Genomic DNA, 12,056 nt, shown 5'->3' with positions numbered 1-12,056 from the left:
GGATCACTGCGATGGCAAAGGTCATCTCCACGCTGTTCATCTCGGCCGACGGTGTGGCCGAGATCAACCCCGATTGGCACTTCCCCTATTTCGACGAGAACATGGGCCGCGCCGTCGGCGAGGATTATGACACCGCTGATGTGCTGCTCATCGGCAGGGAGACCTACGACAGCTTCGCCGGAGCCTGGCCCGACCGCGAGGCGGCGGGTGGGGACGACGCACCCTTCGCCAAGCAACTCGGGGACGTGCGCAAGGTGGTCGTCTCGCGCCAGCCGCTGGAGTTCTCCTGGCGCAACTCCGAGCTGATCAAAGGCGATCTCCTCGATGCCGTCACCTCGCTCAAGGCCGATGCCGGCATCAGAGGCATCCTCATCCCCGGCTCGATCTCCGTGGTGCAGCAGTTGCTCGCCGCGGGGCTGGTCGATGAGCTGCGCCTGCTGGTGCACCCGGTGGCGGCGCGTAAGGGCCGCAGGCTGTTCGACGACGGCGACGCGCCGTACCACCTGAGAATGACGGCGACGGAGGCGTTTCCGACGGGCGTGATCCGCGTGATCTACTCGCCGACCGAAGCACCCGCCAAGGTCGGCTACGACGAGGTCAAGGACCAGGTGCCCGGCGGGAAGTAGTGGCCTTCTCGGGAGGATCGCCGTAGCGGCGCCACATCCGGTGGTCGGCGCCGCGGTCTGAGTGGCGGTTCAGACGGCGGGCACCACCGCGGACGCCGCTTCGAGGGTGCGCAGGCGGACGGACGGGTCGTAGACGGGGATCGACAGCATGAGCTCGTCCGCGCCGGTCAGAGTGGCGACGGCGGCCAACCGGCGACGCACCGTCTCCGGCGACCCCTGCGCCTGAGCCGCCGACAGCTGCTCCAGCCGTTCCGCTGCCTCCGCGTGGAGAGGCGTCGCCGCCGCCTCCGCGGGCGAGCACAGTACCGCCTCGGCGGCCCGGCCCGCGAAGGCCGTCAGCAGGGCGAGGTACGCCGGGCGGACCAGGTGGGCGGCCTCCGCGTCGGTCGCCCCGCAGACCGTGTCCACGCTCACCAGCACGTACGGCTCGTCCCGCCACCGCGAGGGCCGGAACTTCTCCCGGTAGCGGGTCAGCGCCTCGACGGCATTGCCCGGCCTGATGTGGTAGGCGAACGCGAGCGGCAGCCCCAGTTCGGCGGCGAGTTCGGCGCCCGCGGCGCTCGACGAGAGCAGCCAGGGCTCGGGGAGCACGTCGGCGCCGGGCAGTACGCGAGCGCCGTCCCCGCCACCCAGGTGACTGAGCAGTTCGGCGAGGTCGGCCCGGTACTCGACGTCCGTGGCCGGGTCGGCGCCGCGGCGCAGCGCGCGCATGATGTCGGGGTCGAAGGTGCCGGGCCCCCGGCCGACGCCGAGGTCGATGCGCTCCGGATGCAGAGCGGCCATGGTCATGAACTGTTCCGCGACGGCGAGCGGGGCGTGGTTCGGCAACAGCACCCCGCCTGAGCCGACCCGGATCCGCTCGGTCACCGCCGCGAGGTGCGCGGCCAGTACGGGCGGCGCGACGCTGCTTACGGGCGAGTACCCGTGGTGCTCGGCGACCCACACCCGGCGGAAGCCGAGATCGGCGGCGCCGCGCGCCGTCGCGACCACCGCCGCGAGGCCGTCGCGCGCGCTGTGCCCTTCTTCGAGCACCGCGAGCTCCAGCAGCGACAGGAGCGGCAGCCGCTTCTCCGGCGCGGCGGACGGTGCGTCCAGCGGCACGACGGATCCGTTCTGCGACTTACGCCGGTTTTCTCCCACGAACAACCCTTTCTCCCCGATAGGCGAAGCGTTGGCACCGTACACCAGGTGCCTTCGGCGCCCGCCACCCCTCCTTCTCAGCCCGCGGCAGACGGATACCGCGATGCCACAAGGTCTTCGGCAAGGTCCTCCAGCTTGAGGTCGGCGTTCAGCGCAGTGACCACTTCCTGCGTCAGCGGACGAAGGGCATAGACGTGCCGCACCGCATCGAGGCTCACGGGAACTTCGTAATAGTCCTCAGCGAACCGCTGGAACGCCTCCGGCGACGGATCGACAAGAAGCGCGAACAGGTGCGTCGATCCATCGGGATCGCTCTCGCCGTCCGGGTACTCAATCTCGCCTACCCGCCAACGGCCCTCGCCGGCCTCACGCCACAGGCAAGCGGTCACGACCGGCATGCCTTCGTCGCAGAACGCAGGTTCTTCCACACAGGGGCGAAAGACGTCGGGAACCGAGTCGAGCACCCCCGGCCACGGCCCGTCGTTCCCGTACGGACTCATCACCGCCTCATGATCAAAACCGCGGATGTACGCACCCTCCGCCAAGAAGACGATGGAGTATTCGTCTCCCGAGCCGTTCCGCATCGAAGCCATCTCCTCCCCTGGGCCCCAGCCCGCGTCGAAGGAGTGGTAGCGGCTCTCCCACTCTGGACTCAGGACGGCCTCCAGTACCGCCATGGATCGGCAGAGATCACGAAGTACCGGAATCGCAGGCAGCAGGCGGGCCACATCATGAGCAGTCATGAACCCCATCCAATCGGACACCGACGACAATCCACACGATGCGACCGCTCGCAGAACATGGGGCCATGTCACCCTGATCGTTTTCTATCGCTGTCCCTCGGCGTCCAGGACTGCAGTTAGCACCTGCGTTAGCAAGATCCGCCTACAGGATGCTCATGGGTCCAGCGCCCCCGCCACGGCTACAGCCAGAGACTCCCGGTCCCTGGGTAAGCCGACTCTGGTTGCGTCGGCGCCACGGAAGCACGCTGGTCAGGCGTCGGGAAACACCCGACCACCGAGCCTTCGGAGACATCTTCCATGAGTACTTCTCGTACACCCCGGAACTGGTTCCTCACGGGTGCTTCCCGTGGCCTGGGCGCACACTGGGCCGAGGCGATCCTCGCCCGTGGCGACCGGCTTACGGCTACCTCCCGCAACGCGCAGGCGCTGCGCCCCCTGGTCGACCGCTACGGCGACCAGGTCCTCGCGCTGGAGCTCGACGTCGCGGACACGGCCGCCGTCAACGACGCCGTGAGCACCGCCGAGAAGCAGTTCGGGGGCATCGACGTGCTCGTCAACAACGCCGGACACATGCTGCACGGAGCCCTGGAGGAGCCTACCGACGACCAGATCAGGGCCCAGATCGACGTCAACTACCTCGGCGCAGTATGGACTACCCGCGCCGTACTGCCCGGCATGCGCGAGCGCCGCTCCGGACACATCATGCAGGTCTCCTCGCTCGGCGGCCTGGTGGCCTACCCGGCGCTGGGTATCTACAACGCCTCGAAGTGGGCACTGGAGGCGATGAGCCAGTCACTCGCGGCCGAGGTCGCGGCATACGGCATCCATGTCACGCTCATCGAACCGATCATGTTCCCCTCGGGTCTTACCGCCTCCTCCCCCCAGGCCCGGCAGGACCCCGCCTACCAGCACGCACGCGAGGCGCTCTACGCCGGCGCACAGGCCGCCGGTTTCGTCCTCGGAGACACCGCCGCAACCGCCGACGCCCTCCTGGCCGTTGCCGACGCGCCCGCTCCGCCGCTGCGCGTGCTGTTCGGCACGGGCGGCCTGGACGCTCTGCGCACCGAATACGCCAGCCGGCTCGCCGCCCTCGAGGAGTGGGACCACATCTCCCGCCTCGCTCAGGGCAAGCCGAACGGAGAATGAGCCCCCAATAACGGGAGCGTTCATTCGCCGGGAGCCCGCGGCCATCGTCCCCGCAAGGCACTGGAGATGGCCCTGTCTCCGATCGGACCCTCAACCTTGATCGCTCATGAGCCCCCGTCAGGTCACTGGCGGGGACTCTGTGTCTGTGTGGCGGGGGCTTTTCGGGGCTGGGGCAGGAGGGGCGGCGATTTCCGACTCACGACGCGGTAAGCCGGGTCTCTTGGCCTGACCAGCGGGACCGCAGCCACCGGTCGTGGCTGGCGATCACGATGGCGCCGGGGCCTGTGCCCAGAGCCTCCTCCAACTCGTCGCAGAGCCGGGGCGAGAGGTGGTTGGTGGGCTCGTCGAGCAGCAGCAACTCGGGCGGGTCCGCCACAAGCGAGTTGCGGGGTTGCGGCAAGCCGCACGTTCGCTCCAATCACCGCCGGCCAGCGGTGAGCACGCGTAGCTTGGCCACGCAATCGTCGGCGGGGCCGCGTGGCACAGCCTCAGCAACGAGGATGCGCAGGCCGGGAGCGCTCTCGATACGCAACGTCTCAAGTGAAAAGGTCATCTCGCCAACTTCGCTGTGGCGCAAGCGGATGAGTCCCTGGTTCCTGCCACGTACATCATGGCGAGCCCAGAGTCGGCGAAAGTCCTCGCTTTCACGTGAGAGCTCGTCAACCAGTTCGAGCAAGTATGGGTCGTCGGGGTCTGTTCCCGCCGCGGCACGCAGGTGAGCAACATTCGCAGCCGCTTCCTCTTCCCAGTTCAACCACCACTCGCGTGCCGCAGGGTTGAGTAAGGCCAATCTGATCAGGTTGTCGGTGTAATCCACCCCCTCGAAGATCGCGGCGGCCACCCGATTTCTGGCCAGAATGTCCAACCGACGGTTCACCACGAAAACTGACGCGTCATCCCATTTCTCGATGAACCGCAACACACGCAGGCTGACCTGATCCACGCGGGAGACGGCCCTTTGGACGCACGCTCGCGGGTGTGCCAGCTTGTACAGGTACTCGGTGGCATCGGGGCAGAGTTGGAGAGCCTGCGCCAAGGCGGCGAGCACTTGATCCGACGGGTTGTCATCCCGCCCCTGCTCCAGTCGCGCGTAGTAGTCGGCGCTCAGGCCGGCCAGCATCGCGATCTCCTCGCGGCGCAACCCCGGAGTCCGGCGACGCCCGCCTACACGCGTCAGCCCCACCTGATCAACGGTCATGAGTTGGCGCCGGGCGCGCAAGAACTCCCCAAGAAGAGTGCTCATGCCAGGCACGATAAAAAATCACAGGTCAACAACATGCAAAGTGACCAACTGGATCACACTTAACGATGGCCATCCAGACCCCCGTAGGATCCCCCGACGAGTTCACCATCGAGGTCAGTGTCAGAGATCAGATGGCTCCGCCATTGGCGTAGAGGACTTGGCCATTGATCCATCGCGCCGGACCAGCGAGGAAAAGGACGACCTCGGCAATGTCGTCGGGGGTGCCGATCCGCTCCAGCGGCGAGCCGTCAGCAATCCCCGCGCGGAGATCTTCACGGCCTGAAAGGTACTCCTGCAGCATGTCCGTCTCGACGGGGCCGGGTGCGACGGCATTGACCGTGACATCGCGGCCTCGCAACTCCCGCGCCAGCAGCAGAGTCAGCGCCTCCACTCCACCCTTGGTCATGGTGTAGGCGGCATTCCCCGGGCGCGAGAACCGGGTGACAGAGCTGGAGAAGTTGATGAGCGCACCGCCCGGTCGCAACCTGCGGGCTGCCTGCTGGTCAACGATGAAGGTGCCACGAAGGTTGATGCGAACGACATGGTCGAGCAGATCAAGGTCGAAGTCGGCTACCGAGCCCATGGGCATGATGCCGGCGGCGTGCACGACCACGTCCACGCCGCCGAAAGCCGCCTCCACCGTGTCGAAGAGCGTCGCCACCTCACCCTCTTTTGCGACGTCTGCGCGTACGGCCATGGCCGTGCCGCCAGCGGCGGTGATCTCTTTGACCATGGCATTCGCGGCCGCGGCACCCTGTGCGTAGTTGACGACGGCGGCTAGCCCACTTGCGGCGAGGCGCTCGGCGACGCGCCGGCCTATGCCGCGCGACCCTCCGGTGATGATTGCGACGCGCTGGGCTGTGGTGGTGGTCATACGGTCTCCGGTTCCGTGCCCGTCCTGACGACAGGCGGTGTGCTGTGTGGTTTCAGTCTGGGATCGACAGATCGGGACTCGGAATGCTTGAAAGTCCCGAAAAGTTGCGCGACGGTACAGGAGTGTCCTGGCGTGTTCAACTGTCCGCCCCCGCCCCCGGCGACCCGCTCAGCGAAGCGCTCACTCTCAGCGAGGCGCTCTCAGTCATCTCTGGCGGTTTCCGGGCGACGGCGCCTTGGGCCCTTCGGTTCTGGCCACAGGCCCGGCTGAAGTTGGCCGCTGTTGTCTCAGGCTCCTGCTGGCTGACAGCAGACGGCCCTCAAGCTCCGCTGCTGCTGGGTGCGGGCGATGTGGCCGTCCTCAACGACGTGAAGAGCGTGCAACTCGCCTCCGATCCAGGGCTCGCACCGGCTGAGGCGGCACCGATGTTCGGCCCGGGCCGCGAAACGATCGTTTGGATCCCCAGCCATCACCAGGAACACGGCGCAGCGCCTACGGAGGAGACGAAGGTCCCAGCCGGCCCGAGCACCGTGATCATCGGAGGCCATGTCGCCCTGAACGCCACCGGCGAGGAACTGCTACTGGCCGCGCTCCCGCCGCTCACGCGAATCGGCGCGGAAAGCGCCGAGGCCCCGGTCGTCCAATGGATCCTCGATCGTCTATTGCACGAACTGAATGCCGAACGGCCAGGCACCCATCACGCATCCCATCAGTACGCCCAACTTCTGCTCGTCGAAGTGCTCCGCTCCACGCTGGCGGCCTCGCCCGAGTCCTTCCCCACCGGCTGGCTGCGCGCACTGGCTGACCCACACCTCGCGCCGGCCCTTCGCCGAATGCATGCCGATCCTGGCCGCCGCTGGCATCTCGAGGAACTCGCCCAGGCTGCCGCGATGTCGCGCACCAACTTCAGCATGCGCTTCCGCGCGGCGGCGGGCGTACCACCTCTCACCTACCTCCACCACTGGCGCATGCACATCGCCGAACGCGCTCTTTTGGACGATGAGATGCTGATTGCCTCCCTGGCTTCGAGCCTCGGTTACGCCTCCGAGAGTGCTTTCAGCAACGCCTTCAAACGCACTCATGGATATTCGCCGCGCAACTACCGCGCGAAGATCCACGCACGACAGCAATCGGAAGCGTTGACTATTCCTGACAGCCAGAGCACGTCCGCCGATGCTTAGGTGCAGTACAACCTCGTCGGCGCGTGGCAACGCCGGCGACCGGTGCTGGAACGACTCTCCCGAGCGCTCGGTGAAGAAATCTGGCGCGCCTCCGGTCTCAGCGCGACCCAAGATCTCCTGGCTTGCGGCCTTGATGCGACGTTGCCGTCAGCGTCGTCGTCAATAGAGATCAAAAACGCCCCGGCCGTGATCGGCTCGGGGCGTTCTGGCTGTTCAGGTGCTGTGGTCAGGGGCAGGGTCGAACTGCCGACCTTCCGCTTTTCAGGCGTAGCGTTCGCCCTGCTGACTGCGCCGGGTCTTCCGCTCAATCAGCGTCGGAAGCGGGCAGCGTTTCGGCGAGCCCCACGGCCATCGCGCGGAGCAGGAGCTTGAGGCGGGGTTCGAAGTCGAGCGCGATGTGCCCCCAGGAGGGAACCTGCTCGTACAGTTTCGCCAGGGTTGGCGTGGGATGGGAGACCTGCCAGAACCCGCCGGCGAGCGGAAGCGTGGCTGCGATCATCGACTGCAACTGGCTCGCCGACATCGTGCTCTCACGCTTCAGCATGTCGATGATCTCGTCGTGCGCCACGAACGCGTTCGTCTTGTAGCGGCGGGCCCGCTCGATGTCGACATCGCCTTCCAAGTCCATCGGGACGTGTGCGAGGAGATCGCAGAAGACCGGTAGCGACGCGATCGTCTCCGTGAGCACGTCAGCGACATCGACCGGCTGCAGGCGGGCCCGCCCTGCCACTCGGGCGCCGATCGTGTCGCGCCAGTGGCCCCAGCCGCGCTCGGCGAGCTCCAGCAGGAGCTCTTCCTTGCTCGCGTAGTAGCGCCGCACGCCAGTGCGGTGGAGGCCGGCGCGCTCGGTCACCGCCGCGACGGTCAGGAACCGAACGCCGCCGAGCTCAAGCGCGAGCGCCTCTGCGGCAGCAAGCAGGTCCTCCGAACGCTGCGCCTTGTCCTCGGCCGATCTCGCCCTCTCCCGCATCCCACAACAATAACGCACGCGATGATGCGCTATGCATGGTACTGTCACGCGTAACGCATCACGTAGTGCGCTAACGCGAGGAGAGTCCGACATGAAGGCTGTGCAAGCCACCCGCTTCGGAGAACCGGCCGTTCTTGAGGTCGTCGAGCTGCCCGATCCAGCGCCGGGGCCGGGCGAAATCGCCATCGACGTCACCCATGCCGCTGTCGGCCTCATCGACCTCTTCTTCCGCGAAGGTCGCTTCAAGGACCAGCCCGGGATGCCGCAGCCGCCGTTCATCCCGGGTCTCGAGGTCGCCGGAACGGTGCGGGCGCTCGGTGATGGAGTGCGCGGGTTCGAGATCGGCGAGAAGGTCGTTTCGATGTCCAACGGCGGCGTCGGCGGTTACGCATCGGTCTTCATCGCGCAAGCACCTCACGCGGTGTCCCTTGAGGGCCACGACATCGACCCCGCTCTCGCGGTCTCTGTCGTGCCAAATGCCGCGATGGCGCACGTCGCGCTGACGCGCGTCGCCCATCTGGTCGAGGGCGAGAGCGTGCTGATCCACGGAGCGCTCGGCGGATTCTCCGCGGCGTTCCCCGGGATGGCGAAGCAGCTGGGCGCCGGCCGGGTCGTCGGCACGGTTCGCGCGAGCAAGCTCCAAGCCGCCGCTACCACGAAGCTCCCGTACGACAAGATCGTCGACTCGGCGGAGCTCCCGACTGCGCTCGGCGAGGAACGCTTCGACGTCGTCATCGACCCTGTCGGCGGAGAGGTGCGCAGCCAGAGCCTCGATCTGATGTGCCCCGGCGGTCGGCTCATCGCCTCCGGCAATGCCAGCGGGGACTGGGGTCACTCGGTCGAGACCAATCGGCTCTGGTTCGGAAGCGTCGCGGTCATGGGCTTCAACGCCGGCGCCTACCTGCCCACACACCCGGACACCGTGCGGCCCGCCCTCGAAGCAGCCGTCCAGGCTGTCGCCGCCGGACTCGGCCAGACCGAGGTTGACGTGCTCTCGTTCAGCGAGGCTGTAACCGCTCACCAACGGATGGCAAGCCGGTCGCTCAACGGGCGCATCGTCCTAACCCCCGGCGAACCGGCGTAAGCGACACCGTTGGTGATGTCCCCAGGCCGGTGCGGCGCTCAAGGCCGCCACGAACGCCCACCTGAGCAAGCGAGGCCGCGTGTCTTCCCAGACACGCGGCCTCGCTGCTCGTACGGGGACATTCCCGGGGCCGTGAACTCTGCCACGGGCGAGAACGACGGCGTTCATTTCTTCTCGCTGAGGGCGAGGAGCCTGTCCACCAGTGTCCGGGCGTGGTGCGCGTTGGTCGGCCGTTCGAAGAACATCGCGTGGAAGTACAGCGGTGCGAGGATGACCTCCAGCAGCTCCAGCAACGTGGGGGGATTCTCCCCGCGATCCCTGGCGCGGTCGAGCATCTTCTGGAGCTGCGTGCCTCGCTCCAGAAGATAGACATGCTTGGAAGGCTCTCCCTCCGGGCGCGCGCCCACCAGGGCGGCACGGAGGAAGACGGGGCCGAGGGGGCCGGCCACGTCCTCGGCCACCTGGACCGCGTAGGCCTCCAGGTCCCCACGGAGCGTCCCGGTGTCGGGAACCGGGGACGAGCGCGTGAGCTGCTCGGTCACCACGTCATCGACCAACGCGCCCAACGTGCCCCAGCGCCGGTAGATCGTGGCCTGGTGGACTCCGGATCGCTCCGCCACCTGCGCGATGCTCAGATCGTCCCAGTCCGCCTCGTGGAGCAGGTCGAGGACGGCCTCGCATACGGCCGTGCGGACGCGGGCGTTACGCCCCCCGGGCCGGCGTACGGGTTCCTGTGCTGCCATGGCCGACATCTTAACGCGAATAGTCTTGCTTTAAGCGCGTCGCCTCGCTAACTTCCCCTTGAAGCGAATAATTTCGCATTAAGGAGACGGGCGTGGATGCGCTGATCTTTGAGAAGGACGTCACGTTCTGGTACGAGACGCTGCGCTTGCTCGGCCACATCGCCTACGGCGGCGCGGACTTCGGTGAAGTGATCACCACCGCACAGCGGATCACCGAGAGTGACTACGACAGCTGGCACAAGGAGTGGCGGGCGACGGCCGACCGCGTCGCCGGCGAAGCTCGGCGGAGCCTGGCGGCCGGCCACGAGGTCAGCGCGCGTGACGGGTTGCTGCGGGCGTCCACCTACTACCGCTCTGCCGAGTTCTTCCTGCACGGCGACCCGTCCGACCCGCGCGTCGACCAGTCCTACGCGCTCGGCGTGGAGTCGTTTCGCGCGGCGGCCCGGCTGTCGGACATCAGGATCGAACCGGTGCTGATCCCGTACGCGCACACCGCTCTCACCGGCTACCTCTACCGGGCGGGCGACAGCCGTACACCCCGGCCCACCATCGTGATGCACAACGGCTTCGACGGCAGCGCAGAGGAAATGCACTTCTTCGGCGCGGCGGCGTTCGCCGAACGCGGCTACCACGTCCTCACCTTCGACGGCCCCGGGCAGCCTGGGCCGATGCACCGCGAAGGGCTGGTGTTCCGGCCGGACTGGGAGAAGGTGGTCGGCCCGGTGCTCGACTACCTGCTCGCGCTGCCCGAGGTCGATCCTGAGCGGGTCGCGCTGCTGGGCGCCAGCATGGGAGGACTGCTGGCGCCACGCGCCGCCGCCTTCGAACCGCGGATCAAGGCGCTCATCGCCTTCGACGGCGTCTACGACATGGGGGCGATCGTCGCGGGCCACTTCGGCGAGGACCGCGATCAGGCGCGGGCCGTGCTGGGCGCCGAGTCCGCGCCCGAGGTCGACGAGATCATTCAAGGCCTCATGGCGAACGACCCTGTCATGCGGTGGGCCTTCACCCACGGCATGTGGGTCACCGGCGCCCGGTCACCGCGCGGGTACGCGGCCAAGATGCTCGACTATCACCTTCGTGACGGCATAGCCGAGCGGATCAGGTGCCCCACCCTGGTCTGCTCGGCGCCCGGCGACTTCGCCTTCCAAGGCCAGCCCGAGGCGCTCCACGATCACCTGACCTGCCCGAGAACCTTCCTCGAGTTCACCGCCGAGGAGGGTGCCGACGCCCATTGCCAATCAGGCGCCCAGCGACTGGCCATGGCCCGCATCAGTGACTGGCTCGACGAGACCTTCAGGAGTGAGAAATGAGCCGTTCAGGTAACAACCAGATCGTTTCGGTCGTGCTGTGGGACGTGGTGCCGGTGATCGGCACCTACTATGTGTGCCGCGCGCTGAGCGTGAGCGAGTACGCCGCCATGCTGACGGCGGCGAGCGTCGGATTCCTGCGGGTCGCCTACGTCGCCGTCCGGCAGCGTCGCTTCGATGGATTCGCCGCCTTCATGGGCGTCGTCTTCGGCGTGGGAATGATCCTCTCCTTGCTGACGGGAGACGCGAAGTTCCTCCTGGCCATCAAGTCCGTCACCACCGCGGTCGCGGGCCTGATCTTCCTGGGTTCCTGCGTCGCAGGCCGTCCCGCGGCCTTCGCCGTGGCGAAGCGCTTCGGCGCCGAAGACGCGGACACCGCGCGGCGCTGGGACGTCCTGTACGCGGCGGAGCCGATGTTCCGCCGGACCTACCTGGTGATGACCCTCGTCTGGGGAATCGCGCTTCTGGTCGAGTCGGCCGTCCGCCTCCCCCTGGTCTACTGGCTGCCGACCGATGTCATGGCCGGGCTGTCGTCGATCCTCCTGGTGGCGACCATCGGCCTGCTCGGAGCATGGAGCGCCTGGTACGGCAAGCGCGGCGAAGAGGCGGCGAAGAAGGCCTCCAGTTCGGAGGCCGGCTCCCGGGACGCGGTTCCCGCCAGAGCACTGTCCGACGACTGAGCCGCGAATGATGACGGGGCCTGGGAGGACACGGCGGACGCGGGGCCACCGCCGAGGCAAACGGTGGGGCAGATGTGCTGGCGTCTGGGGTCAGCCGCCCGGGGCGGCACAGCGCTGACGGTCGCCTCGCTGCAGATGGCAGTGGCAACCCGCGGCGCTGACGTGGACCGGGGTGATCTTCCACTCCGATCGCGGGTCGGAGGTGCCCGCGCCGTCTTCTCCGCGCCGCCGTCCGTGGCGAATTCCCAGGCGCCGCCGTCGGTGCCCGCGCCGTCTTCTCCGCGCCGCCGTCCGTGGCGAATTCCCAGGCGCCGCC

The 12,056-nt window shown here is 67.6% G+C and carries 12 protein-coding genes, 1 tRNA gene and 1 pseudogene; 6 read left to right on the top strand and 8 right to left on the bottom strand.

From position 1 onward, the window contains the following. Nucleotides 1–11: 11 nt before the first annotated feature. Nucleotides 12–626, top strand: coding sequence for a dihydrofolate reductase family protein (locus tag Pmi06nite_RS29070; RefSeq protein WP_203956337.1), 615 nt, complete (start codon nucleotides 12–14; stop codon nucleotides 624–626). Nucleotides 627–695: 69 nt separating this feature from the next. Here Pmi06nite_RS29070 and Pmi06nite_RS29065 read toward each other — a convergent pair whose 3' ends face one another. Together Pmi06nite_RS29065 and Pmi06nite_RS29060 are read right to left on the bottom strand one after the other, a co-directional pair. Continuing rightward, nucleotides 696–1,766, bottom strand: coding sequence for an MsnO8 family LLM class oxidoreductase (locus Pmi06nite_RS29065; RefSeq protein WP_239114291.1), 1,071 nt, complete (start codon nucleotides 1,764–1,766; stop codon nucleotides 696–698). A 77-nt stretch (nucleotides 1,767–1,843) separates the two neighbouring features. Continuing rightward, complete coding sequence (locus Pmi06nite_RS29060) at nucleotides 1,844–2,509, bottom strand: hypothetical protein (protein ID WP_203956336.1); 666 nt, start codon at nucleotides 2,507–2,509, stop codon at nucleotides 1,844–1,846. Nucleotides 2,510–2,806: 297 nt separating this feature from the next. On the opposite strand from Pmi06nite_RS29060, the gene Pmi06nite_RS29055 reads away from it, so the two are divergent. Further along, nucleotides 2,807–3,655, top strand: a complete 849-nt coding sequence (locus Pmi06nite_RS29055; protein WP_203956335.1) for an SDR family NAD(P)-dependent oxidoreductase — start codon at nucleotides 2,807–2,809, stop codon at nucleotides 3,653–3,655. Nucleotides 3,656–3,851: 196 nt separating this feature from the next. Here Pmi06nite_RS29055 and Pmi06nite_RS29050 read toward each other — a convergent pair. From Pmi06nite_RS29050 to Pmi06nite_RS29040, 3 genes and pseudogenes are all read right to left on the bottom strand, one after another. Next, nucleotides 3,852–4,034, bottom strand: a pseudogene (locus Pmi06nite_RS29050) (ATP-binding cassette domain-containing protein); the annotation flags it as partial. A 39-nt stretch (nucleotides 4,035–4,073) separates the two neighbouring features. Continuing rightward, nucleotides 4,074–4,898 (bottom strand): helix-turn-helix transcriptional regulator, encoded by an 825-nt coding sequence (locus tag Pmi06nite_RS29045; RefSeq protein WP_203956334.1) that lies wholly within the window; start codon nucleotides 4,896–4,898, stop codon nucleotides 4,074–4,076. Nucleotides 4,899–5,025: 127 nt separating this feature from the next. Further along, nucleotides 5,026–5,772 (bottom strand): SDR family oxidoreductase, encoded by a 747-nt coding sequence (locus Pmi06nite_RS29040; RefSeq protein WP_203956333.1) that lies wholly within the window; start codon nucleotides 5,770–5,772, stop codon nucleotides 5,026–5,028. A 122-nt stretch (nucleotides 5,773–5,894) separates the two neighbouring features. Between Pmi06nite_RS29040 and Pmi06nite_RS29035 the strand changes: the two genes are divergently transcribed. Continuing rightward, the gene (locus Pmi06nite_RS29035; protein WP_203956332.1) at nucleotides 5,895–6,953 is read left to right on the top strand and encodes an AraC family transcriptional regulator; all 1,059 of its coding nucleotides are present in this window, start codon (nucleotides 5,895–5,897) and stop codon (nucleotides 6,951–6,953) included. 223 nt (nucleotides 6,954–7,176) lie between these two features. Here Pmi06nite_RS29035 and Pmi06nite_RS29030 read toward each other — a convergent pair. Further along, a tRNA-Phe gene (locus Pmi06nite_RS29030) sits at nucleotides 7,177–7,246 on the bottom strand. A gap of 11 nt (nucleotides 7,247–7,257) precedes the next feature. Then, nucleotides 7,258–7,923: a TetR family transcriptional regulator gene (locus tag Pmi06nite_RS29025; RefSeq protein WP_203956331.1), complete on the bottom strand. Its 666-nt coding sequence runs from the start codon at nucleotides 7,921–7,923 to the stop codon at nucleotides 7,258–7,260. A gap of 91 nt (nucleotides 7,924–8,014) precedes the next feature. On the opposite strand from Pmi06nite_RS29025, the gene Pmi06nite_RS29020 reads away from it, so the two are divergent. Beyond that, nucleotides 8,015–9,007, top strand: coding sequence for a quinone oxidoreductase family protein (locus Pmi06nite_RS29020; protein WP_203956330.1), 993 nt, complete (start codon nucleotides 8,015–8,017; stop codon nucleotides 9,005–9,007). A 164-nt stretch (nucleotides 9,008–9,171) separates the two neighbouring features. Here Pmi06nite_RS29020 and Pmi06nite_RS29015 read toward each other — a convergent pair whose 3' ends face one another. Beyond that, entirely contained in the window at nucleotides 9,172–9,750 is a 579-nt protein-coding gene (locus Pmi06nite_RS29015; protein WP_203956329.1) for a TetR/AcrR family transcriptional regulator, read from the bottom strand. A 92-nt stretch (nucleotides 9,751–9,842) separates the two neighbouring features. Here Pmi06nite_RS29015 and Pmi06nite_RS29010 point away from each other — a divergent pair, with 92 nt between their 5' ends. Together Pmi06nite_RS29010 and Pmi06nite_RS29005 are read left to right on the top strand one after the other, a co-directional pair. Next, nucleotides 9,843–11,063, top strand: a complete 1,221-nt coding sequence (locus Pmi06nite_RS29010) for an alpha/beta hydrolase family protein (RefSeq protein WP_203956328.1) — start codon at nucleotides 9,843–9,845, stop codon at nucleotides 11,061–11,063. Continuing rightward, nucleotides 11,060–11,740 carry a VC0807 family protein gene (locus Pmi06nite_RS29005; protein WP_203956327.1) on the top strand — a complete coding sequence of 227 codons (681 nt, stop codon included), beginning with the start codon at nucleotides 11,060–11,062 and terminating at the stop codon, nucleotides 11,738–11,740. Before Pmi06nite_RS29010 ends, Pmi06nite_RS29005 begins: the two co-directional genes overlap by 4 nt. The last annotated feature ends 316 nt before the right edge of the window (nucleotides 11,741–12,056 follow it).

Origin of the sequence: Planotetraspora mira (assembly GCF_016863275.1) — a bacterium.
GTDB lineage: Bacteria > Actinomycetota > Actinomycetes > Streptosporangiales > Streptosporangiaceae > Planotetraspora > Planotetraspora mira.
The sequence above is the reverse complement of the archived record's forward strand: the minus strand, read 5'-3'. Positions and strand labels throughout refer to the sequence as shown.